A 22,144-nucleotide genomic window follows, 5' to 3' on the forward strand; every position below is an offset into this window, starting at 1 on the left:
CGGGTTCGCGCTTGTCGGCCGCTGCCCGGATTCAAGTGCCGCACGTCCAGAGGGCGTCCGGTGAACCCGAAGGTGGAGGAACATGCATCTGACTCCGCATGAGCAGGAAAGACTGTTGATCCATGTGGCGGCGGACGTGGCCGCACGGCGCCGTGCACGCGGCCTGAAGCTCAACTACCCGGAGGCCGTGGCACTGCTGACCGTGCACGTCTTCGAGGAGGCCAGAGCGGGTAAAACGGTCAACGACATCATGACGTCCGGGCGCACGCTGCTCCGCCGTGCGGAGCTGATGGAGGGCGTTCCGGAGATGATCGAGAACGTCCAGGTGGAGGCCACCTTCCCGGATGGCACCAAACTCGTCACCATCCACGATCCCTTCCCGGACGCACCTGAGGAACCATCGATCCATCCGGGAAAGGTCGAACACCACGAAAGCGGCGAACCAGTGCATTTCAACGAAGGCCGCGACGTGACGACCCTGCTGGTCCGCAACATCGCGGACCGCCCGATCCAGGTCGGCTCGCACTACCACTTCGCCGAGGCCAACCCCGGCCTGGAATTCGATCGCAAGGCAGCACACGGCAAGCGCCTGCACATCCCGGCCGGGGCGTCCGTGCGCTTCGAACCCGGCATGGAGGAGTCGGTGGAACTGGTGCCGATCGAAGGCAAACGCGTCGTCATGGGCCTGCGCGGCCAGGTCGGGGGGCCGCTGGATGGCTGAGCCGCTCACCCGCGCCGAGTACAACGACCTGTTCGGCCCGACGACCGGCGACCGTATCCGGCTCGCCGACACCGCCTTGCGCATCGAGATCACCGAGGACTGGTCGGGCGGCCCCGGGCGCAGCGGGAACGAACTTCTCTTCGGCGGCGGCAAGGTGATCCGCGAGTCGATGGGGCAGTCCTGTGCACCACGCGACCCCAGGGAACGCGGCGGCCACAATCCTCCGGACACCGTCATCACCGGCGTCGTCGTTTTGGACCACTGGGGCGTGGTCAAGGCCGACGTCGCCATCCGGGACGGCAGGATCGTCGCGCTGGGCAAGGCGTACAACGACGAGACGATGGACCCTGTCCACGACGGTCACCCGCACGCGACCGATTTCGTCATCGGCCCAGAAACCGAGGTCATCGCGGGCAATGGCCGCATCCTCACCGCCGGCGGCGTGGACACCCACGTGCACTTCATCTGCCCGGAACAGGTCGGTGAGGCACTCGCCGCTGGGGTCACCACACTCATCGGCGGCGGCACCGGACCGGCGGAGGGCAGCACCGCCACCACCGTGACCCCCGGCTCGTGGCACATCGCCCGAACCTTCGAGGCACTCGACGCGTTCCCGGTCAACATCGGGCTGCTCGGCAAAGGCAGCACCATGTCCCAGGCGTCAATGTACGACCAGGTGGATGCGGGTGTCCTCGGTTTCAAGATCCATGAGGACTGGGGAGCCACCCCGGCCGTGCTCCGCGAATGCCTGAAGGTATGCGACGACACTGGCGTCCAGCTCGCTCTGCATGCCGACTCGTTGAATGAGGCCGGCTTCGTCGGTGACACCGCCGAGGCCATCGGCGACCGCCCGCTGCACGTCTTCCACGTCGAGGGCGCCGGTGGCGGCCACGCCCCGGACATGATCGCCTTGGTGCGGCGGTCCAACGTACTGCCCGCCTCGACCAACCCCACCCGTCCGTTGACGCTCAATACCGTCAAGGAGCACTTCGACATGGTGATGGTCTGCCATCACCTGAACCCTGAGGTGGAAGCGGACCGGGCGTTCGCCGACTCGCGCATCCGGCCCTCGACCATGGCCGCCGAGGACATCCTGCACGACATCGGCGCCATCTCCATCATGTCCTCGGACGCACAGGCCATGGGGCGCATCGGCGAGATGGTCATGCGGACCTGGCAGACCGCGCATGTGATGAAACAGCGGTATGGATTCCTGGCCGGGGACAACGGCTCGGACAACCACCGCGCCCGCCGCTACGTCGCCAAATACACCATCAACCCCGCGACCGCACAGGGCATCGACGGCGAGGTCGGCTCGGTCGAGCCCGGCAAGCTGGCCGACCTGGTGCTGTGGGAGCCGAAGTTCTTCGGCGTCAAGCCGCATCTGGTCATCAAGGGCGGCCAGATCGCCTACGCACAGGTCGGCGACGCCAACGCCTCCATTCCCACTCCGCAGCCGGTCCTGCCCCGGCCGATGTGGGGTGCCTCCGGCCGGGCACCCCGGTCCAACTCGTTCAACTTCGTCGCCCAGCGGGCCCTGGACCGCGGCCTGGCGGACCGGCTCGACCTGGGGAAGCGGTTCCGGGCCATCACCAGCACCCGCGAGGTCCGCAAGGAGCAGATGCGGGAGAACAACGCCACACCGGACGTGCGCATCGACCCGGACACCTTCGAGGTGGAGATCGGCGGGGCCGAGGTGACGGACGTGGCGGCGTACGTCGAGGACCAGCCGGTCGGACGGCACTACGCCACCGAACTTCCCATGGCCCAGCGGTACTTCCTGTTCTGACATCCGAGCCGCCGACGGCCTGATGCGCGAGGCGGATTCCGAAAGGTGAGTCGCGAACGATGAGCCGCGCAGCTCTGCTCGTGCTGGCCGACGGCCGTTTCCCCGCCGGAGGTCACGCCCACTCCGGCGGGGTGGAATCCGCGGTCGCTGCGGGAGCCGTCCGCGACGCCGCGAGCCTGGAGGATTTTTGCCGGGGCCGTCTGCACACCACCGGCCTGGTCGCGGCGAGTCTGGCCGCCGCGGCCGCCGCCGGGTACGACCCGCTGGCGCTGGATGAGGCCGCCGACGCCCGCACCCCCGCCCCCGCGCTGCGGCAGATCGCACGCAGGCTCGGCAGGCAGATGATGCGTGCCGCGCGGGCCACCTGGCCCTCGGCCGAACTCGACTCGCTCGCCCGCCACCGGCCGCGCGGCGCGCACCAGCCCATCGTCCTCGGCGTCGCCGCCCGCTCGGCGGGGATGACGCCGCTGGACGCCGCGTACGCCGCCGCATATGAGAACACCAGCGGCCCGGCCGCCGCGGCCGTACGTCTGCTGAGCCTGGACCCCCTCGACGCCACCGCTGTTCTCGCCCGCCTCGCGGGCGACCTCGACCACGTCGCGGATCGGGCGGCCGAGGCCGCCCAGCGCGTCCAGGACGAGGGGATCGGCGTGTTGCCCGCCGCCTCCGCGCCACTGCTCGACATCACCGCACAGCAGCACGCCACGTGGCCGGTGCGCCTGTTCGCCTCCTGACCACCCACACGACGCCCGGAGCAGTCATGCACCTCGACCACGTTCACACCGAGCCCCGCACCTACGGCCCCGCCAGCTCCACGCGGCCCGACGCCGGCCGCCGCGCCCTGCGGATCGGGCTGGGCGGGCCGGTCGGTTCCGGCAAGACCGCCACGGTCGCTGCCCTGTGCCGGGCACTGCGCGACACACTGTCCATCGCGGTGGTGACCAACGACATCTACACCCGTGAGGACGCGGACTTCCTGCTCCGCGAGGCGGTCCTGCCACCGGTGCGGATCACCGCGGTGGAGACCGGTGCCTGCCCGCACACCGCCATCCGCGACGACATCTCGGCCAACCTCGAGGCCGTCGAGGACCTGGAAGAGAGGCTCGGGCACCTCGATCTGGTGCTGGTGGAATCCGGCGGCGACAACCTCACCGCCACCTTTTCCAAGGGCCTGGTCGACGCCCAGGTCTTCATCATCGACGTGGCGGGCGGCGACGACATCCCCCGCAAAGGCGGTCCCGGCGTCACCACCGCAGACCTCCTCGTCATCAACAAGACCGACCTGGCGCCCTACGTCGGCTCGGACCTGGAGGCCATGGCACGAGACGCCAAGGTGCAACGCGGTGACCTTCCCGTCGCCTTCACAACGCTGAAGACCGAGGACGGCGTACGACCGGTCGCGGAATGGGTCCGCGTGCGCCTCGCCGAGTGGAACGCGGGCACCGCCGCATGAGACTCGGCCTCCGGCAAGCCGAGGCAGCCTCAGGACCCCGACCCACCGGCCTCGGCGTGCACGCCACCGCCCGCATCCGGGCGACCGCGACCGGCCGCGTCACGATCCTGCCCGTTCTTCGCGGTGACGGGCCCTTCGAACTGCGCCGACTCCGCTCCCGTGGCGGCGAGGCGCGCGTGTGCGTCATCGGTGCCATGAGCGCACCCCTCGGCGGTGACCGGCTGTGCATCGCAGCCGCCGCCGACGACGACGCCACCCTGCACATCACGACCGCCGCTGCCACACTCGCCCTTCGCGGCAGCACCCCTGACCACGCCACCTACGACGTACGGCTGACCGCAGGCGAAGGGGCCCGGCTGCACTGGCTCCCCAAACCACTGATCTCCGCCCGCGGCAGCAACCTGCGGCAGTCCTGCACCGTCGACCTGGCTCCCACGGCCCGGCTGGTGCTACGCGAAGAGCAGATCCTCGGACGTGCCGGAGAACCACCAGGCCACCTGATCACCCGCCTGACCGTCCGCCGCGGCGGCCACCCGCTTCTGGACCACCAGACCGCATACGGCCCAAGAGCACCCGGCTGGGACGGCCCCGCCATCCTGTCCGACCACCGCGCCGTCGGCCAACTCCTCATCGTCGACCCCGACTTCGAGAAAACACCGCCCAAGCCTCGACTGCTCGGAGACGACACGGCCGACGGGCAAGGCGTGCTCGTACCGCTGACCGGACCCGCCGCCCTGGTCACCGCGCTCGCCCCCGACGCACTGCGCCTGCGCCACATCCTCGACACCGCTCAGCCCCTCGCCCGGACGTGACGAAGCATAATCTTCCCGTTGATACGAACCCACGGCAAGGCGTGGGCCACACGCACGCGAGGATCGCAACGAGTACACGGCGGAGGCGATCATCTCGTCCGAAGCCCGGGGGGTTGCCTCCGGACACCTGGGGAATCACACAGACCTGTTCATCACCCCGCGGACACTCCTGCGATGGCACTCCGACCTGGTGAAACGATGCTGGACCTACCCCAAGCGCGGGCCCGGCCGACCACCGACCCGACCCACCATCCGAGCCCTGGTGCTGCGCTTGGCTGCCGAGAACCCGGACTGGGGATACCGGCACATCGCCGGGCAGACCGCCGGCTTGGGCCGGAAGGTGTCTCCGGCCACCGTGTGGGCGATCTTGAAGATCCGGGATCGGGTTCAGGTGTGGCGCGCCGTGCTGCTCGGCGACCTGCAGGACGTTGGCGTTGTCGGCTGATGAGCACTGCCGTGGTAGGCGCCGTGGACCTCGACCCATGAAGTCGTGGCCCCGTGCTGCAGCGCGTTGAACCCGACCAGCCCGTTGGGCTGACCGATCGTGGTGTTGGGGCGAACGGCTCGGTGGGAAAGATCGTGTCCAGCGGTGGGTTGCGTCCACGGACGTGGTGTACGAGATCAAAGGCGTGCTCTGGAAGGCGGGGATTTGGACGTCGCCATCGCGCCCGATCGCCGCCGACGCCGGCTCCGTTTGCTCGTTGTTCGCTCGTATGTCGCGGTACGCCCCGACAGCAGCCGGTACAGCGTCGGGCCGATGCGTCGCAAAGAAAATGGCGAACACGGGCCAAATAGCAGGTAGCGGTACTGCGAAACAGGACGCGGTAGCGCGCCGACTTGGGAAGTCTCGCGATTCTGTGGCGAAGTTGACCGACAGGCCGTCGGGGCCGAGCGGCCGCCCGCAGGTGTTGGTGAAGACGTTACCGCCGCCGTTTGGCGAGTTCTCCCGGTTCGTCAGCCGGCGAAGGGCAAAGGGCCAGCGTGCCGGGGTGGGTGGTGGTCGCTATGCCGGGTACCACGCCCTGTATGGGGGCGGGTCCGATCGACGGTCGGGAACGGGCGGTGGATGTCCTGGTCGCAGGGGCTTCACATGGCCGTTCTTGGACGGCACCGAGCGCCGCGGTCCGGTCGGCCGCCTTGCGGCTGGCGGGCGCCGTACAGTCGCTGACCACGCCGCTGCTTCCGGATGACTATCTCGCGCTGTTCGACCCACTGTGGTGCGGGCGGGAGGTGCGGGGCCGGGTTGAGACGATCCATCCGGAGACCGCGGACGCGGCGACGCTGGTGATCCGTCCCGGCCGTGGTTGGGTTCGGCACAGGCCAGGGCAGTGGGTCCGGATCGGCATCGATATCGCGGGGGTACGTCACTGGCGGACCTTTTCGCTGTCCTGCCCGCCGGGACGCCCGGACGGATGTATCACGATCACCGTCAAGGCGGTCCCGGACGGGCTGGTCTCGCGCCATCTGGTACGGCAGGCGGCGCCTGGCGTGATCGTCCACCTGGCCGGGCCGGACGGGGAGTTCGTCCTCCCGGAGCCGCCACCGCAGCGGCTGCTGTTCCTGACGGCCGGCAGCGGCATCACGCCCGTGCGGGCGATGCTGCACGGCCTCCTGTCAGGTACGGCGGCGAGGGGTGCGGCGGAGCCCGGAGCCGACGTATCGCACCGAGACGTCGGGTGCCGTGAGTTGCCCGATGTGGTCTTGCTGCATTCGGCGCCCACGCCGGAAGATGTCATCTTCGGTGCGGAGCTGCGGGCCTTGGCGGCGCGGTTCGCGAATCTGCGGCTGTATGAGCGGCACACGCGAACCGGGGGGCGCATGCGGCCGGCCGACCTGCCGGCTCTGTGCCCGGACTGGGCCGAACGCATGGCGTGGGTCTGCGGGCCGGCCGAGATGCTCCAAGAGGCCGAGGAGCACTGGGCCGGATCGGCTGATCGGCTGCATGTCGAGCACTTTCGCCCGGCCGCGCCGACGACAGCGGGCGAGGGCGGCCGGATCCGGTTCAGCAGGAGCGGGCGGCAGACCGACGCCGACGGCGGCACGCCGCTACTGATCGCCGGGGAGCAGGCGGGTGTCCTCATGCCGAGCGGCTGCCGGATGGGGATCTGCCACAGCTGCGTGGGGCGGCTCGCCTCGGGGCGGGTCCGTGACCTGCGCACCGGTCAGATCCACGGTGAGGCGGGCGACCTTGTCCAGACCTGTGTGTCGGCCGCCGCCGGCCCGGTCGAGATAGAGCTTTGACTCAAAGGGGGATCATGTCGACGACCGCGCTTGCCAGTCCGACCGAGATCGAGGAGTTCGGGCGTGAGCTGGACAGAATCCGCGACGAGGTCATCGCGAGCCTCGGGGACAGGGACGCACAGTACATCCGCGGCATCATCGCGACCCAGCGCAAGCTGGAGCTGGCCGGCCGCGTCCTGCTGTTCGCGTCCTGGCTGCCGCCCGCCTGGGTGGCCGGGACCGCGGCGCTGGCCACCGCGAAGATCTTGGAGAACATGGAGATCGGCCATAACGTCCTACACGGGCAGTGGGACTGGATGCGCGATCCGAAGATTCACTCCACCACCTGGGAGTGGGACGTCGTGTCACCGGCCGACCAGTGGAAGCACTCCCACAACTTCGTCCACCACACCTGGACGAATGTGCTCGGTAAGGACCGCGACATCGGCTATTCGCTGCTGCGGGTCAGCCCGGAGCAACGCTGGCATCCGGTCTACCTTCTCCAGCCGATCTACAACGTGCTGCTCGCACTGGTCTTCGAGTACGGCATCGCGCTCTATGACCTGGAGGTCGAACGCATTCCGGCCGGGGACAAGAGCCTGAAAGAGACCTGGACCCAGCTGCGCGCCATCGTGGGCAAAGTACGGTGCCAGATCGTCAAGGACTATCTCGCGTTCCCGCTGCTGGCCGGCCCCGGCTTCGTGCCCGTCCTCCTCGGTGACCTCACCGCGAACCTGGCCCGCAACGTGTGGGCGCACACCATCATCTTCTGCGGCCACTTCCCCGAAGGCGCCGAAGTCTTCACCGAAGAACAACTCGAAGGCGAGACCCGCGGCGAGTGGTACGTCCGCCAACTGCTCGGCTCCTGCAACATCGACGGCGGCCGCCTCCTCCATCTCATGAGCGGCAACCTCAGCCACCAGATCGAGCATCACCTGTTCCCCGACATGCCGAGCAACCGGTATGCCGAGATCGCGCCACGAATTCGTGGCCTGTGCGAACGATTCGGGCTCCCGTACACCTCCGGCTCACTGGTCCGGCAGACAGGCTCGGTCTACAAGCGCATCCTGCGACTCGCCTTCCCAGGGCCCCAGCGCCAGCACGCCGAACCGGCAACACCAGAAACCCCAGATCTCCACGCGGTCATCTGAAGGACACGGTGAGAACCACGCATTCCCAAAAGCAGTCCCGACTTCGGAGAACACGAACTCGAACCGAAGACGAGGACAGGGCCGCCGCCGCGGCGCGCGCCGACCCCGCTGCCGGACGACATCGCGGAACTCGTCGCCGACTACGCGGCGGCCCTGGCGAAGGTGCCGCTGTCGACGGACATCGATGGTGAGGTCGGCCAGGATTCCCGGCAGGGCTTCGGGGACGGCAGCCGCCACGGTGGCCAGGTCCACAGCCGCGCCAGTGGCGGGTGGGTGCTGAGTCGGCGGCGGTGAAGGCCTCGGCGGTGGCGGTGTCCCCAGCGGCAAAGCGCTGGGCCGGCCAGTGGCAGACGGCCGGCAGTGACAGCGCGCCGGCGGCATCGGTCACCGATCAGGCGGCCCAGGCGCGCCTGCCTGGATAGTGGTCAGCTCGGTGATGCTTGCGGGGCGTTCTGGGTGAGCGGTGCCTGTGCTGTAGTCACTGTCAGTAGTAGTGGTGGCGGCCTCCGACGGCGTGCCCCATACGGCCCATCAGCATGAGCACGAGTCCAACGACCAGGACGATGATCCCAATGGTCCACAGAATGGTGATGCCGGTCAGGAATCCGGCAATCAGGAGGATGACTCCAACAATGATCATGATGGCTGCCTGCTCTCGATGGAGGCGAAGGTGCAGCAGAGGGTGGATAGCGGAGCGGCGAGCCCGGCTGGGCCCCGCCGAAACCGACGGCCTGCTACGACTATGCAACCGCCTGGCGGGATACTTGCCGTATGGTCAACGACATTGCGCGGGAACTGGCTATCTACCAGGCGCTCAAAGCGGTCGACGAAGTCGCCGCAGCTCTGCAGACACACCTCCTCGAAGAGCACGGGGCCGATCCGGAGCGCGCCGCCGAACAGAGCACATTCACCAACTCACTCAAGCTTCTGCGCCAGGCTCGTGAACGGCTCGGTCACGGACTTCGAGCCATCGAAGCTGAAAACATCGCCGAGACCGATGACATCTCTCTGCGCAGCGAATGACTGAATAAGCACTCATACCGGCATAGCGTGCTGCAAGGCGTTGTCTTGCATCCGGTGCGACCAGCAAGCAATGTATCCAGCGCCGGCACCACATCGAACTGATCTCGCGAACCGCCTGAGCCCGGCACTGGTGGAACCGGTCACCGGTGGGGCAAGCGACCCTCAGCGTGACGGGGTCGATGTCGGCGGGCAACGACGGGGCGGCGCGCAAGCTCTGTCCGGCTTGAGGTCGTGGTGAAGCGGTCTGCGGACAGGAGGGAGGACCCGATCTTCGGTGATTTGCCGAGAGGTACAGTCGAACTAACACGCGGTGACCTGCAGTCCGGCCGCTATTCCACTAGTGCGGTGGCGCCCGGTCCTTGGCGAGCTGATCGTGGGACAGAGCTCCCGTAGATCCACTGGGCCCCGGCGGTCCTCGCCGACTCTCCGGTCGGCCGACGGCCCGGATCGCGTGCGTTCATTCGCACACCGGCACCGGGTTCCGGTGATCGTGGGTCGCGCTGGAGGGGGAAGGCATGAAGTGCGGAAGTCAGATGGCGGTTGGCGTCGTCGTGGGTTACCTGCTGGGGCGTAGACACAAGAAGCGGTTGGCCGCGCTTCTTGCGCTCCTGGCAGCAGCGGGAGGCAAAGTCCCCATAGATGAGCGCGAAGTGCTACGGCGTACCCCTGTGGGTGCCCCACTGGACAAGCTAACGGCAGATATTCGTACTCAGTTGGTCGACGCGGGCACGTCAGTGGTGAAGAAGGCCGCGATCAGCGAGAAGCTGCAATCGATGCGCGGACCGGGCGTCACGAAGGGCGGACAGCGAGAGGAGGAGCCGCCCCGGCAGGAACGGACTCGTCAACAGGCGGCGAATGACCACGACGACTACGGGGGCGACATCGGCCAATACGAGAGTGCCGAGCCAGAGTCGGAGCGTGACTTCCGGTAGGAGCGTCCGGTAGGAGCGTCGTCATCGGTCTCGCATCGGGCTGCCACGCCCCGGCAGGCCGCTCGGCCTGCCGGTTGGAGACGGCCTCGCTGAGGCTGCCAGGGATGGGCTAGCCCACCCTCTTTGGCGGGATCAGTTCGGATCCCTTGCCAAGAAGTCCGGGGAGGGTGCGCCGTCGTCGAGCCAGCGGCCGATCTGACTCCGTTCGTCTCGCATAGCGTCCTCGATCACCTTACGAACGTCTTCGGCGTCCGCCGACAGTCCCCGGTCACATGGGCGATCACCGTCGCCCGGGACCGCCCGAGGCGTGTTCGCCCCGGCCTCATCGTCGATGCCGGAGGCGGCGAGGATCTCCTCCGGCCTGCCGCTGTTCTTGCCGGTGGCCGCCATCGCCAGCGCGGCTTTCGCCGAAGCCGTTGACGCCTCGGGCGGTATGACCAGCAGCATGATGTGGTCTTGCGGACCGCGCGTCACGACGTCCTCGGCCCCTGCGAAGGGGCCGGATTTTCATTCGCCCAGGACGACGTCGACTTGATCGTTATTATGCGAGATACCCTCAGCGACTCCATCATACATCAGAAAATACAGCGGAGAGCCGCTAATGCGCTTCTATTCCTCGTTCGATGACCCGCCCCGGGGAGGAAACCCTAAAGTACCGACAGTGTTTTCCCGAGCCGTGATCCTGTCGGACGCGAAATGTTTGAACCCATTTCGGAATTGAATTCTTGGATACTTCTGGTTTTCGGACGCCGGCGAGCGTAGAGTCGAAGTATCCGGAAACGACGACATCCCCATTTTGAGGCTGCCTGCCACGCCGGCTCACCGAAAAGGGGATGTCATGCCGATCATGCATCGTGTCCGTCCCGACTCCGCGGGCGAGAGATCGACTCATATCGCGCCCGCCCGTCGTGTTCTCGCACCTTCAGGCCAGGCCCGTCCCGCGGCGCCGCGACCGGTGTCTCCGACTCGCACCAGTGTCGCGTGGGTAAGGGTGTGGGCCGCCGCGATCGTGCTGATCGCCGTCATCGTGTTCATCTTGCAGAACCCCCGCAGCGTGCAGGTGTCCTTCCTGGGCATGCACGGTGCGCTGCCGCTGGCGGTCGGGCTGCTGATCGCCATGGTCGGCGGGATGGTGGTCACCCTGGTTCTCGGCACCGCCCGCATCACCCAGGTGCGCCGCCTAGCCCGCCGGCGCCGCCGGTCGATCTGCGCCCCGGCCCGCGTCCATCTGTGATCGGAGACAACCGATGACCACCGTACTCACCACCTCGGGCCACGCCCAGGTCCAGATCGAGGTAGGCCCGTCCAACTTCCATTGCCGCGCCCGCACCATCGTCAAGCTGCGGGGTGACGTCGACATCACCACCGCCCCGGCCTTGCGTGAGCGTCTACTGGAAGTACTCCGCCCCGGTATGAGGCTGTTGATCCTCGACCTGTCCGAGGTGTGGTTCTGCGACGCGGCAGGGCTGGCCGTGCTGATCGGCACCCAACGCCGTGCCACCCGCCTCGGCATCACTCTCTGTCTAGCCGCTCCCCGGCCCCGGGTCGCGAAGGCGTTGCACGTCACCGGCCTGGACCGCAGGCTCACCATCCACCCCACGCTGGCTGACGCGATCGCCCGGCGCACCGCGATCGGCGATGTGACCCACGCCAGGAAGCACGCCCGAACGCGGAACGCCTCACAGAATGGCGGAGAGCTTCGTTCGGCCCTGGCCGTGCGAACTCTCGTCACCAAACGGCCCGTCATGGAGGTTCTCGAACCTCAGGCAAAGCCGGCAGCCGTGTAGGACCCGGGCGAACCACCGGCGAACAAGACGCAGAGCACGCAGTGCGTGAGCGGAGTCTGCAGGCCCACGTGCGTGACGACGCGGAATCCGTGGATGCGGGGAATGTGAGTTGTAGAGGGCGATGCGCCGCATCATGTGATCTTGACTTGGGTGTCCAGGAAACGCCGGGTCCCTCCCAACCCGCCAAGGCGCCTGCGTCCTGACTCGCTCCCGCGTTCGGTCGGAGCGTGCACGCTCGGTCACGCGTAAGGAGCGAGGTGCAGCGCACCAGGTTGGTGCGCCCCGGGACATCGCGGCCGTGTCGAAACGCCGCACGTCAAGTTGCTGAGCCGAGTTTTCCAGCCGCGCAGCACCCGACTCGCTTGTCCTGGCGATCAGCCACTGCCTGCGATAACTTTGATTTGGGTCGTGCACTCTCACGTGTAGCGGCCCGAAAGGGGCGACCCCGGTGTGACTGCATCGGGGTCGTTTTCGGTTTGCTTCGGTGCGATGCTCATCGGTGGTCCGCCAAGTCTCGCGCGCGCCGCTCCGGCCGGTGTCTGCGGTTCGTGACGGCAGGTGAGGGCGATGCTGTACGGGCCGCTCCTGGCCGACGGGGGCACCGGCGAAATCCGCCGTCGTCCAATCGGCGGGGAGGCCATGACCACGCGGCCGGTCGAGTTGCTCCCGTGGTGAGGACGGTCGGACGAGGCAGTCCTATCCGCGGAGTCCGAGATCGTGTTGAGGGGACGTCAAGATGCCCCATCGCCTGGTGATCGGTTGCGGTGATGGGCTCTTCCGGGATCGGCTGTTTCCCGCGCAGTACGGGTGGGGTTGGCTCAGAGGTGAACGAGCATGACAGCTCCGGCACTCGCCATCCCGCGGGTGATCGGGCTCCTGCGTCGACCGGCCTGGAAGACCGACCTCTCGCAGACCTCCATTCACTGCACTTTAGGAGTCGGTCATGGGCATCTTCGCCTGGATCATTCTGGGACTCGCGGCCGGGATGGTCGCCAAAATGCTGGTCCCTGGCAGGGACCGCCACGGATTGGTCATCACCACCCTGATCGGTATCACCGGTGCGCTGCTGGGCGGTTTCCTGGCGACGCAGTTCTTCAACGTCGACGGCACCCAGGGATTCTTCAATCTCTCAACCTGGATCACCGCCATCGCAGGCGCGGCCGTCCTGTTGCTCGCCTACCACCTGGTCACCGGGCAAAGTAGTGGCCGGCGCGTCGGCCGTGGGGCAGGCCACAGGTGACACCGCCGACCTCCCGGTTGGACCGGCGAGAGGGCGGTGCGTGATGCCCATCGGTGGCGGTATCGCCCTCATCGTCGTCGGGGCGGTCCTCACGTTCGCCCCGGGTCCATACGCGGTATCGACCTGCACATCGCGGGTGTCATCTTGATGCTCGCCGGTATCGCCGGGCTCGTGCTGCCTTTGGTGGTACGCACCAGGCGACGCCCGAACCGGCCCTCTGCCCGCAGCCAGCAGGACGTCATCGACGATTGGCCGCAGGAACCGGAGCCCTGACCGCCCGGCTCCCGGCGCCTGCATCCCGTGAACCGGCGACGATGAAGGTGACGCCCGTGCGCAGGATGCGGGTCACAAGGGCGTGCCCACGGCTGTGCCTGCGGACGGGCAAGCGAGCGCGGCAGACCCTGGGGGCGCCGGCCCATCAGCCCGAACGGATCGGCACCGCGCTGTGAGCACCTCGACGCGCTAGGAACCAGCTCACCCTGCAATACCTCATCGCCTGGCACCGCGACCAACACGGCGAGAACTGCCAGTGCATCCCCAAAGCCCAGCCGATCGCCGAAAACACCCTCGCCGAACTCCGGCGCGACCTCCGACCCGAGGGTGACCCCCACAGCGGGACATCGATCGACGGGCCGATGACGGTGCCCCACAGCCCGCCCTCGCCGCCCGTAGATGGTGCGCGCCGCCCGGGCATGCCCAACGCCGAATTAGGCCGTCGGCGTGCACACCGGGGTGATCGGCACCTCCTTTGCCGGCATCGCCCCCGACCGCGAGTCGCCGACACGTCCACTCCCCCGGAGAAGCAGCGATGAAGATAGCCATGGTCTCCGAACACGCAAATCCGCTCACCACCGGCGGGTCGGGCCCCGCGGGAGGACAGAGCGGTCACGTCGCCGGCCTCGCGCGAACGCTCGGCCGGATGGGCCATCACGTAACCGTCTACACCCGCCGCCAAGCCCCGGACGTCCGCGACCGGGCACGGCTGGCCCCCCGGGTCACCGTTGAACACGTCGCGGCGGGACCGGAATGGCCGCTGCCCAAAGACGACCTGCTCTGCGAGACGCCCGCCTTCGTGGCGCACCTGACCCGCTGCTGGACGGCCGACCGCCCCGATGTGATCCACGCGCACTACTGGACGAGCGGCCTGGCCGCACTCGCGGCGTCGCGCGACCTGAATCTCCCGGTCGTCGAGACCTTCCACACGATCGCCTGCATCGCGCAGCGGCACGGCGAGGTCGTCCGGGCAGAGCGGCCACGCCTGGAGCGAGCGATCGGCCGGACCGCCGCCGCGGTCATCGCCACATCCGAAAGCGAGCATGCCGAGCTGATCCGGATCGGCGTCTCGCGTCACCGGCTCGCCATCGTGCCCGGCGGGGTGGACGTCCAGCAGTTCAACCCACGCGGCCCGGCCATGCGCCGGAGTGGGGTATACCGGCTGCTGGCAGTGGGTTCGCTGGCCCAGCACAAGGGCATCGAAACGGCCATCAGCGCCCTCGCCCGCATTCCCGGCGCGGAGCTCGTCGTCGCCGGCGGGCCACCACGGGAAGACCTCGACGGCGACCGGGCGGTGCACCGGCTGCACATCCTCGCCAAGGAGACCGGCGTGGACGAACGGGTCACATTTCTCGGCCGCGTCGCCCACGACGATGTACCGCGGTGGCTGCGCTCAGCCGATCTGACGGTCAGCCTGCCCTGGGATGCACCGTCCGAGCTGGTGCCGCTGGAGTCGATGGCCTGCGGCGTGCCAGTCGTGGTCACTGCGGTGGGCGGGCATCTGGACTCTGTCATCGACGGGCTCACCGGCATCCACGTCCCGGTCCGCCGTCCCGCCGAGCTGGCTCGCCGTATCCGGGCGTTGCTCGCCGATCCCACTTTCCGAGCCGCCCTCGGCATCGCGGGGGTGGATCGGGCACAGTCGCGTTACTCCTGGGATCGCATCGCCCGCGAGACACTGAACATCTATCAGGCGGTCCGCCGTGAACCGGAGTCGGCCCGGCTCGCGAGGTGACTCGATGCGAGTTGATGTCGATGCCGCCGGGTAATCCTTCCGGGCTCGACCGGCGGTGCCGGCTAGGCGGCGCACCCGGGTGATGCCGACCGTGCCGAGAACCAGCGTGACCGCGATCCCGCCGGAGTGGTGGTCTTCGTGGCCGGGCCAGGCTGGGACGGACTTCGCGCATGCCGCGGTGGTCCAGGTCGTCGCGCCAGTCGGCGCGGTGACGGCGCAGAGCGCGCCGGTGCGGCGGCTGGCTTCGGTCTTCGGGGGTGACTGCACAGGGGCGCCGCGCCGACGCGCCGAGTCTGGGAGGCGATCATCGCGATGTCGCTGTCGAGGTGAGTGCTTACCGGGGATTGTTTACGAGAATTCGGGACGTTGCGTAGGTTCTGCGCGAGCCGCGCCATACCCGTGCTGACCGCCGACGCTGAACCGGCGTACCGTCAAGCTCGGTTAGATGTACTGGCCCGTCGCGGCGCTCTCGGTCCTCGACACCCGCATCGACACCACGTTGTCCATGTTGATGACCACGCCGGTCTCGTCGGGCTCGCGCTCATACCTCGCCTCGTTCAAGACCAGGCTGCGATGCTCGTCGATGGCGTGAGCGACCGCTTCCAGCGCCTCATCCTCGTCAGTGAAATCCCGGCACACCACAGAGACATCTTCCCCGCCTACCGGGTGAAATCGCAGGATAAGTACGATGTTGTCAGGCACGGCCGATCCCCTTCCACGCGGAATCCAGACGGGCGGCCCCACCCGGCTGACCTCGACCCCCTGGTCCACGCTTCGTCGGCGCGGACCCCGACACTCTCAAGTGTGCCCTCGTCCACGGTCCCAGGAACCAGGGCCATCAAGCCGGTCAGGCGACGCTTCCCGCGGTGTCGACGCTCGTCACCTCGCCGTTCGGGGTGCACCTCCTCGACAGGCTCCCCAGGGACGGCCGGGGCTTCCGGAGATGGTGCGCCGGGCGTGTCAGGAACGAGACCGTATGACGCCGGCGGCAACACCAGCCGTAAGAGGCGGCTGGAGCGAACCACTGAGGTGAGTCAGCGCACCAGGCAAGGGTGGCTCTCACAGTACCTGTATCACCAGGGTCTCCCAGACGTCCAAAACGCCTGTCAACCTGGTTGAGTCGAAAGCGCCGACAACACTCCATGGACACGCACTGCAGTTTTACCCCCCATCAGTTCAATTCAGCTGCCCCGAATGCGCGACCGTGTCGGCGCATTCTTCCACGACAGAAGGGACGGATACCAATGGCGGACAACCAATTCACCACTCACACAGACCTTTTCGATCTGAGTGGGAAGTACGCCCTTGTCACTGGCGGCACCAGGGGCATTGGGATGATGATAGCGCGCGGCCTTCTCCAGGCGGGTGCCCGCGTCGTCATCAGCTCACGCGAGGCAGACACGTGCGCGGAGGCACAGCATCTACTGTCCGAATTCGGCGACGTTCAAGCAATCCCCGCCGACCTGTCCAGGCACGACGAGTGTCAGCGCCTCGCTGATCTTGTCAAGGCCGACTCGGAACGCCTGGACATCCTTGTCAACAACGCGGGAGCGATGTGGCGCGAGCCGCTAGCGACGTTCCCGGACGAGGCCTGGGACGCAGTGATCGACCTCAACCTCAAGTCGCCGTTCTGGCTGGTGCAGGCGCTGCTCCCCGCACTTCGCAGGGCGGGCACCGCCGGTGATCCCGCGCGGATCATTAACATCGGCAGTATCGCCGCCATCCACGTCGCCCAGTCGCCCAACTACTCGTACGCCAGCAGCAAAGCGGCACTCCATCAACTCACCAGAGTGCTTGCCAGAGAGCTGGGCCCACAGCACGTCACGGTGAACGCGGTAGCACCGGGAGTGTTCCCGTCGCAGATGATGGCGTCCACGCTCGATGCCATCGGCGACACGATCGCGGCGAAGGCCCCTCTGCGCCGGCTCGGCCGCGACGACGACATGGCGGGTATCGCCGTGTTTCTCGCTAGCCGGGCTGGGTCCTACCTCACGGGCACCATCATCCCGGTAGACGGCGGCATCGCGACGACCGCATCGGGTACCCCTTAGACGGCGGGACGGGCTCGCGGTGAGGGGATGGCCACGATGGATCTACGCACCGAGATCCGGGAGTTTCTCAGCTCGCGTCGCGCCCGCATCGCACCCGAGCAGGCGGGCCTGCCCGCTTACGGCGGCAACCGTCGGGTCAAAGGTCTGCGCCGCGAGGAGGTAGCGCTACTGGCGGGGGTATCGGTCGACTACTACGTGCGCATGGAGCGCGGCAGCCTCGCCAGTGCCTCCGATGGCGTGCTCGACGCGTTGGCCTCTGCCTTGCAACTCGACGAGGCCGAGCGCGACCACCTGTTCCACCTCGCGCGCCAATCCAGGGCGCCCAGCGGCCCACGCCGGCGTAGGCCTGCCGTGACGGTGCGCTCGACGCTGCAGCAGGTGCTCGACGCGATCTCCGATGCGCCGGCCTGGATCGGTAACGGCCGTTATGACGTGCTCGCCATGAATCAACTCGCTCGCGCGCTGTATTCACCGGTGCTGGCCGACCCGCGACGGCCCGCGAACACAGCGCGGTTCGTCTATCTAAACCCCGAGGCGGCCAGAGATTTCTTTGTCGACTACGACCAAATTTCCGGTGACGCGGCCGCGAAGCTACGCATGAAAGCCGGCCGCAATCCGCACGACGAGGAGCTGATCGCCCTAGTCGGCGAACTGTCAACTTGCAGTGAGCTATTTCGGCAGCGGTGGGCATCTCAGGACGTGCGGCTGCACCGGTCCGGCCGCAAGCGTGTGCGCCATCCGATCGTGGGCCAGCTCGACTTGGACGTCGAGTCCCTGGAACTGCCCGCCGAACCCGGCCTGCACCTCAACGTCTACACCGCACCCGCGGGCACACCGACCGCTGACAATTTGGCGCTCCTGGCGTCGTGGGAGGCCACCCAACAGACGCTGGCGACCGAGCTCGAAGCACACAACGGATAGTCCAGCCCCTTCAGCCGTACTAGTCAGCGGACCATGACGTGGGGCAACAATCTGCCGGAAAGTAAACACGGGAGTGAGACAAAAATCAGTGTGGACACGCGCGTGAACCGTTGAAGATGGCGCTGTGGCGGCGCGATGACGCCCGACGCCGTGTCGGTGACGGGCTGATCCATCACAGCGATGCCGGGCCAATACAACTCGAATGCGATTGCGGAAACTGCTGCGCTGGATGGAATTGCATCATCGATTAGCAGTAGGGGGATGCCTACGACAACGCGCTAGTGGCTCGTCACGCGGCCTTGGCCGGGTAATCGGTCCAGGTTCGGATCGGTGAATCAGCTGAGGTCTCCATAGAGCCCGGTGGGATTCAACCTGAGCCTCACGGGCGAATACCACTCGATTCGGGCCTACAGCCAGTCCAAGCTGGCCAACCTGCTGTTCACCCTGGAACTGCAGCGCCGCGTCACCGTCTCCGGCTCACCCGTACGCGCCCTGGCCGCACACCCCGGCTGGGCTGCCACCAACCTGCAGAGCCACGACCCCAGCCTCCAGCCCGTTTGTGGTGCACCCGATCGGCAATGCAACGACTCGGCCCGGGTTCGTCGCCCGGCGTCTCGGTCGGGTAGGCATGTCACCGGCCTGATGCGACAGTGGTATCGCACCGTCGGGCTGATATTCCGTGAAGCGAATGGCGGACGCGGATCAAATGGCATGTAGTAGTACGGTGAAATAGGACGCGGTACGTCGAGTAGTGGATTCTTGGCGTCGTCCCCGCAAGACGGCACGAACCGCTCCCGTCCCTACGCTGCCTGCGCGGTACGCCGGAACAGTCTGGCGAAGGCGGGGCCCGCCAGCGGGTTCAGGTTGTCAGCCGGCATGACCAGACCGCGCGAACGGCACGCGGCCGGACCTCGGGGTCTGGCCGTGCCGTTCGCGCGTACGGAGGTGTCGCCCCGACGCGGCCATCGTTGCCGCGGCCCTGCCGGATTGTCCCTGCGCACACGCCGACCGCGCAGCCTGGGAATGGCTTTCCCAGGAAACTCCCGGCCTTCCTGGCCGTGCTTCCGCTGCCCAAACTTGTGACCACGGACGCCGAACACGCAGGGAAGCGGCGGACGCGGCAAGTGGAACCTGTCAGGAAGGACGCCCATCATGGCTGTCTGGTTGGTAACCGGGGCATCGCGTGGCATCGGGGCGGAGATAGCCCGAGCCGCCGTGGGGAACGGCGACGACGTCGCCGTCGCGGTGCGCAACCCCGACCGGCTCCCGGACGATCTGAAGAACTCCTCGCATGTGCTGCCGCTGGCCCTGGACGTGACCAGGACCGAGGACATTCCCGCTGCAGTGGGCGAGGTCGTGAGTCGGTTCGGCCGGATCGACGTGCTGGTCAACAACGCGGGCCGTGGTCTGCTCGGCGCGGTGGAGGAGATCACCGACGCCGAGGCGCGATCGCTGTTCGACCTGAATGTCTTCGGGCTGATCAACATGACCCGTGCGGTGCTGCCGGTGATGCGCCGCCAGGGCTCCGGAAAGATCGTGAACATCGGATCCCGATCCGGTTTCGAGGGCGAGCCCGGTGTCGGGCTCTACAGTGCCTCGAAGTTCGCCGTGGCGGGTATCAGCGAAGCCCTGACGGCCGAGCTGGAGCCGTTCGGCATCCAGGCGATGGTGGTCGAGCCCGGAGTTTTCCGAACCGACTTCCTCGACGCCAGCTCGCTGTCGGTCGCTGCCGCCCGGATCGCGGACTACGACGGCACGCCGGCGCACAACACGCTGGACTGGATCGGCACCGCGAACCACGCGCAGCTCGGCGACCCCGTCCGGGGCGCGGCCCTGATCTATGAGGTCACCGGGCAGGAAAAGTTGCCCGGCCACCTCTACCTGGGGCGGGACACCCTCGAACGACTCGAAGTCAAGATCCAGCGGATCCGTGACGACGCCGGACCCTGGCGGGAGAAGTCCATCGCCACCGCCCACGACGACGGCGCCTGAATCCAGACCGGCCGGCCTCGCGGAGCCCCCGATCCTCCGTCAGGCCGGCTTCCCGACCCATCGGCCGGTGCCGCCCGGACACCGGCCACTCATGACACCGAAAGTGATGACTCCCATGTCGACCTCTACGGCAACCTCACAAATCCTCACCGGCACTCCTCTGGCCGGACGTGTGGCGGTGGTCTCCGGCGCCTCCAGCGGTATCGGCGCCGCCACTGCGCAGCGGCTCGCCCGGCTCGGCGCGAAAGTCGCCGTCCTGGCCCGCCGCAAGGACCGGCTCGACGCGCTTGTACACACGATCGAGGCCGCCGGCGGCGGCGCCGTCGCCGTGCCCGTCGACGTCACCGACCGCGCCGCGGTCCAAGCCGCAGCAGACGAGATCCCCGAGCGGCTCGGCACCGTGGACCTGGTGTTCAATAACGCCGGCGTCCAGCTGATTTCCGCGATCGAGGACCTGAAGGTCGATGACTGGCAGCGCCAGATCGACCTGAACGTCGGTGGCGTCATGAACATCATCGCCGCGTTCCTCCCGCAGCTGACGGCTGCCGCAGCCGACGGTCCGGCCGATCTGATCAACACCTCCTCGATCGCCGCCACCCGGATCCTGGAGAAGTTCTCCATCTACTCCGGCACGAAGGCCTACATCAGCCATCTCACCCGGCTCCTGCGGGTCGAGCTCGGGCCCAAGAACGTCCGGGTCTCCGCAATCGAACCGGGCATGGTCGACACCGAGCTGCCCGACCATGTCACCGACGCGGACGCGACCGCGCTGATGGCCGGGCTGATCAGGGACATCGACGTCCTGCAGTCGGATGACATCGCCGAGACGGTGGCGTTCATCGCCTCGGTGCCCCGTCATGTGAACCTGACCGAGATCACCATCCTGCCCACCGCACAAGCCGTCTGATGCCGGTCACCGGTGCCTGGCCCACCGCACCCGGCAAGGGCACTGCGCCCCAGCTGGAACGTGGTGGGCCAGATCGTCCCCGGCCCACCGCACGCCTGCCAGAACGAGCCCGAACCGGCTACACCGCTCGGCCGCTTGCCTCGGTCGGGCAGACTCAAAACATGAAAGACCTGGTGGACCTGGGGAAGTACCTGCGCTCCCGCCGCGAGCGGCTGAAGCCCGCCGATGTGGGGCTGCCAGGCCATGCTTCGAGGCGGCGCGTGCCCGGTCTGCGCCGGGAAGAACTCGCCCAGCTCGCCGGCGTCAGCTCCGACTACCTCACCCGCCTGGAGCAAGGGCGCTGCCGTACCGCGTCGCCGGCCGTCCTCGACGCCCTGGCGGACGCCCTACGCCTGGACGACACCGAACGCGCTCACCTGTTCGACCTCGCAGCCCGTCCCGCCTCCCACGCGCAGCGCCGCGCCCCTCGACCGGAGCCGCAGGAGATCCGGCCGGCCGTCCGCCGACTGCTGGACGTGCTGGACGAGGCCCACTGCCCCGCCTTCGTGCTCGGCCGACGCACCGACGTCCTCGCCGGCAACCGCCTCGCCATGGCACTCATCGTCGACTTCGACGCGCTTCCCGGTCCCGAGCGGAACCAGGCACGGTTCGTGTTCCTCGACCCGTACGCCCGGGACCTGTACGCGGACTGGGAGACCGTCGCCGCCGACACGACAGCCATGCTCCGTATGGACGCCGGCCGGCACCCGGACGATCCGTGGCTGCAGGGACTGGTGGAAGAACTCTCGGCTCAGAGTGCGCCCTTCCGGCGACACTGGGTCGATCAGAAGGTCCACGAACGCACCGACGGAACCAAGGGCTACCACCATCCGGTCGTCGGCGACCTCACCGTCACGTACCAGGCCATGAAGCTCCCCGCCGTGGAGGAGCAGACCCTGTACATCTACACCAGCGAACCCGGCTCGGCATCCGAGGCCGCACTGAGACTCCTCGCCAGCTGGACGACCTCTCGGAAGAAGGGCGAACCCGCCGAGACCGTCGACGCTGATCCTTCAAGATCGGAAGGTTCGGGCGTCCCGAGGATATAAGGGCCGCCGCATCGTCCATCTCAACTGCGAATCGTCTGCCCGGCGCTGA

22 protein-coding genes and 1 pseudogene are annotated in these 22,144 nt (G+C 67.7%); 20 read left to right on the forward strand and 3 right to left on the reverse strand.

All coding sequences use genetic code 11. From position 1 onward, the window contains the following. Positions 1-82: 82 nt before the first annotated feature. From AB0I04_RS41055 to AB0I04_RS41090, 8 genes are all read left to right on the forward strand, one after another. Positions 83-721, forward strand: coding sequence for an urease subunit gamma (locus AB0I04_RS41055; RefSeq protein ID WP_360897646.1), 639 nt, complete (start codon positions 83-85; stop codon positions 719-721). Continuing rightward, positions 714-2,510, forward strand: coding sequence for an urease subunit alpha (locus AB0I04_RS41060; RefSeq protein WP_360897648.1), 1,797 nt, complete (start codon positions 714-716; stop codon positions 2,508-2,510). Before AB0I04_RS41055 ends, AB0I04_RS41060 begins: the two co-directional genes overlap by 8 nt. Before the next feature lie 59 nt (positions 2,511-2,569). Continuing rightward, positions 2,570-3,244: an urease accessory UreF family protein gene (locus AB0I04_RS41065; protein ID WP_360897650.1), complete on the forward strand. Its 675-nt coding sequence runs from the start codon at positions 2,570-2,572 to the stop codon at positions 3,242-3,244. 26 nt (positions 3,245-3,270) lie between these two features. Next, positions 3,271-3,963 carry an urease accessory protein UreG gene (ureG, locus tag AB0I04_RS41070; protein ID WP_360897652.1) on the forward strand — a complete coding sequence of 231 codons (693 nt, stop codon included), beginning with the start codon at positions 3,271-3,273 and terminating at the stop codon, positions 3,961-3,963. Positions 3,964-4,019: 56 nt separating this feature from the next. Further along, positions 4,020-4,775, forward strand: coding sequence for an urease accessory protein UreD (locus tag AB0I04_RS41075; protein ID WP_360897654.1), 756 nt, complete (start codon positions 4,020-4,022; stop codon positions 4,773-4,775). 190 nt (positions 4,776-4,965) lie between these two features. Continuing rightward, positions 4,966-5,220 (forward strand): helix-turn-helix domain-containing protein, encoded by a 255-nt coding sequence (locus tag AB0I04_RS41080; protein WP_360897656.1) that lies wholly within the window; start codon positions 4,966-4,968, stop codon positions 5,218-5,220. A 692-nt stretch (positions 5,221-5,912) separates the two neighbouring features. Further along, positions 5,913-7,016: a ferredoxin reductase gene (locus AB0I04_RS41085; RefSeq protein ID WP_360897658.1), complete on the forward strand. Its 1,104-nt coding sequence runs from the start codon at positions 5,913-5,915 to the stop codon at positions 7,014-7,016. A gap of 14 nt (positions 7,017-7,030) precedes the next feature. After that, positions 7,031-8,146, forward strand: a complete 1,116-nt coding sequence (locus AB0I04_RS41090; RefSeq protein ID WP_360897660.1) for an acyl-CoA desaturase — start codon at positions 7,031-7,033, stop codon at positions 8,144-8,146. 484 nt (positions 8,147-8,630) lie between these two features. On the opposite strand, the gene AB0I04_RS41095 is transcribed toward AB0I04_RS41090, so the two are convergent. Continuing rightward, positions 8,631-8,786, reverse strand: a complete 156-nt coding sequence (locus AB0I04_RS41095; protein WP_360897662.1) for a DUF6131 family protein — start codon at positions 8,784-8,786, stop codon at positions 8,631-8,633. A 131-nt stretch (positions 8,787-8,917) separates the two neighbouring features. On the opposite strand from AB0I04_RS41095, the gene AB0I04_RS41100 reads away from it, so the two are divergent. Together AB0I04_RS41100 and AB0I04_RS41105 are read left to right on the forward strand one after the other, a co-directional pair. After that, positions 8,918-9,169 (forward strand): hypothetical protein, encoded by a 252-nt coding sequence (locus AB0I04_RS41100; protein ID WP_360897664.1) that lies wholly within the window; start codon positions 8,918-8,920, stop codon positions 9,167-9,169. A 533-nt stretch (positions 9,170-9,702) separates the two neighbouring features. Continuing rightward, positions 9,703-10,101: a hypothetical protein gene (locus AB0I04_RS41105; RefSeq protein ID WP_360897666.1), complete on the forward strand. Its 399-nt coding sequence runs from the start codon at positions 9,703-9,705 to the stop codon at positions 10,099-10,101. Between the two features lie 132 nt (positions 10,102-10,233). On the opposite strand, the gene AB0I04_RS41110 is transcribed toward AB0I04_RS41105, so the two are convergent. Continuing rightward, positions 10,234-10,575, reverse strand: coding sequence for a hypothetical protein (locus AB0I04_RS41110; protein ID WP_360897668.1), 342 nt, complete (start codon positions 10,573-10,575; stop codon positions 10,234-10,236). A gap of 517 nt (positions 10,576-11,092) precedes the next feature. Between AB0I04_RS41110 and AB0I04_RS41115 the strand changes: the two genes are divergently transcribed. The 4 genes from AB0I04_RS41115 (at position 11,093) to AB0I04_RS41130 (ending at position 15,136) form a co-directional block, all read left to right on the forward strand. Then, positions 11,093-11,335: a lipopolysaccharide assembly protein LapA domain-containing protein gene (locus AB0I04_RS41115; protein ID WP_360897670.1), complete on the forward strand. Its 243-nt coding sequence runs from the start codon at positions 11,093-11,095 to the stop codon at positions 11,333-11,335. 13 nt (positions 11,336-11,348) lie between these two features. Then, positions 11,349-11,888, forward strand: a complete 540-nt coding sequence (locus AB0I04_RS41120; RefSeq protein WP_360897672.1) for an STAS domain-containing protein — start codon at positions 11,349-11,351, stop codon at positions 11,886-11,888. Positions 11,889-12,831: 943 nt separating this feature from the next. Beyond that, a complete protein-coding gene (locus AB0I04_RS41125; protein WP_360897674.1) occupies positions 12,832-13,128 on the forward strand; it encodes a GlsB/YeaQ/YmgE family stress response membrane protein in 297 nt (98 codons plus the stop codon). A gap of 820 nt (positions 13,129-13,948) precedes the next feature. Continuing rightward, entirely contained in the window at positions 13,949-15,136 is a 1,188-nt protein-coding gene (locus AB0I04_RS41130) for a glycosyltransferase (protein ID WP_360897720.1), read from the forward strand. A 441-nt stretch (positions 15,137-15,577) separates the two neighbouring features. On the opposite strand, the gene AB0I04_RS41135 is transcribed toward AB0I04_RS41130, so the two are convergent. After that, on the reverse strand, positions 15,578-15,838 hold the full coding sequence (locus AB0I04_RS41135; RefSeq protein WP_360897676.1) for a hypothetical protein: 261 nt from the start codon (positions 15,836-15,838) through the stop codon (positions 15,578-15,580). A 542-nt stretch (positions 15,839-16,380) separates the two neighbouring features. Here AB0I04_RS41135 and AB0I04_RS41140 point away from each other — a divergent pair. The 6 genes and pseudogenes from AB0I04_RS41140 to AB0I04_RS41165 all read left to right on the forward strand — a co-directional run bounded on the left by AB0I04_RS41140 (position 16,381) and on the right by AB0I04_RS41165 (position 22,095). Continuing rightward, positions 16,381-17,187 (forward strand): SDR family oxidoreductase, encoded by an 807-nt coding sequence (locus AB0I04_RS41140; protein ID WP_360897678.1) that lies wholly within the window; start codon positions 16,381-16,383, stop codon positions 17,185-17,187. Between the two features lie 36 nt (positions 17,188-17,223). Next, the gene (locus AB0I04_RS41145; protein ID WP_360897680.1) at positions 17,224-18,108 is read left to right on the forward strand and encodes a helix-turn-helix transcriptional regulator; all 885 of its coding nucleotides are present in this window, start codon (positions 17,224-17,226) and stop codon (positions 18,106-18,108) included. Between the two features lie 402 nt (positions 18,109-18,510). Next, positions 18,511-18,645: pseudogene (locus tag AB0I04_RS41150) on the forward strand (oxidoreductase); the annotation flags it as partial. Positions 18,646-19,260: 615 nt separating this feature from the next. Continuing rightward, positions 19,261-20,100: an SDR family oxidoreductase gene (locus tag AB0I04_RS41155; RefSeq protein ID WP_360897682.1), complete on the forward strand. Its 840-nt coding sequence runs from the start codon at positions 19,261-19,263 to the stop codon at positions 20,098-20,100. A gap of 115 nt (positions 20,101-20,215) precedes the next feature. Next, the gene (locus AB0I04_RS41160) at positions 20,216-21,007 is read left to right on the forward strand and encodes an SDR family oxidoreductase (RefSeq protein WP_360897684.1); all 792 of its coding nucleotides are present in this window, start codon (positions 20,216-20,218) and stop codon (positions 21,005-21,007) included. Positions 21,008-21,168: 161 nt separating this feature from the next. Next, positions 21,169-22,095 carry a helix-turn-helix transcriptional regulator gene (locus tag AB0I04_RS41165; RefSeq protein WP_360897686.1) on the forward strand — a complete coding sequence of 309 codons (927 nt, stop codon included), beginning with the start codon at positions 21,169-21,171 and terminating at the stop codon, positions 22,093-22,095. Positions 22,096-22,144: the final 49 nt, after the last annotated feature.

It is taken from the genome of Actinoallomurus sp. NPDC050550 (assembly GCF_040655075.1).
Lineage (GTDB): Bacteria > Actinomycetota > Actinomycetes > Streptosporangiales > Streptosporangiaceae > Actinoallomurus.

Bases quoted from the DNA above. Each gene is read 5' to 3' on its own strand.
- AB0I04_RS41055 (WP_360897646.1), top strand. From the start codon at position 83: ATGCATCTGACTCCGCATGAGCAGGAAAGACTGTTGATCCATGTGGCG.
- AB0I04_RS41060 (WP_360897648.1), top strand. From the start codon at position 714: ATGGCTGAGCCGCTCACCCGCGCCGAGTACAACGACCTGTTCGGCCCG.
- AB0I04_RS41065 (WP_360897650.1), top strand. From the start codon at position 2,570: ATGAGCCGCGCAGCTCTGCTCGTGCTGGCCGACGGCCGTTTCCCCGCC.
- ureG (WP_360897652.1), top strand. From the start codon at position 3,271: ATGCACCTCGACCACGTTCACACCGAGCCCCGCACCTACGGCCCCGCC.
- AB0I04_RS41090 (WP_360897660.1), top strand. From the start codon at position 7,031: ATGTCGACGACCGCGCTTGCCAGTCCGACCGAGATCGAGGAGTTCGGG.
- AB0I04_RS41095 (WP_360897662.1), bottom strand. From the start codon at position 8,786: ATGATCATTGTTGGAGTCATCCTCCTGATTGCCGGATTCCTGACCGGC.
- AB0I04_RS41100 (WP_360897664.1), top strand. From the start codon at position 8,918: ATGGTCAACGACATTGCGCGGGAACTGGCTATCTACCAGGCGCTCAAA.
- AB0I04_RS41105 (WP_360897666.1), top strand. From the start codon at position 9,703: ATGGCGGTTGGCGTCGTCGTGGGTTACCTGCTGGGGCGTAGACACAAG.
- AB0I04_RS41120 (WP_360897672.1), top strand. From the start codon at position 11,349: ATGACCACCGTACTCACCACCTCGGGCCACGCCCAGGTCCAGATCGAG.
- AB0I04_RS41125 (WP_360897674.1), top strand. From the start codon at position 12,832: ATGGGCATCTTCGCCTGGATCATTCTGGGACTCGCGGCCGGGATGGTC.
- AB0I04_RS41130 (WP_360897720.1), top strand. From the start codon at position 13,949: ATGGTCTCCGAACACGCAAATCCGCTCACCACCGGCGGGTCGGGCCCC.
- AB0I04_RS41140 (WP_360897678.1), top strand. From the start codon at position 16,381: ATGGCGGACAACCAATTCACCACTCACACAGACCTTTTCGATCTGAGT.
- AB0I04_RS41145 (WP_360897680.1), top strand. From the start codon at position 17,224: ATGGATCTACGCACCGAGATCCGGGAGTTTCTCAGCTCGCGTCGCGCC.
- AB0I04_RS41155 (WP_360897682.1), top strand. From the start codon at position 19,261: ATGGCTGTCTGGTTGGTAACCGGGGCATCGCGTGGCATCGGGGCGGAG.
- AB0I04_RS41160 (WP_360897684.1), top strand. From the start codon at position 20,216: ATGTCGACCTCTACGGCAACCTCACAAATCCTCACCGGCACTCCTCTG.
- AB0I04_RS41165 (WP_360897686.1), top strand. From the start codon at position 21,169: ATGAAAGACCTGGTGGACCTGGGGAAGTACCTGCGCTCCCGCCGCGAG.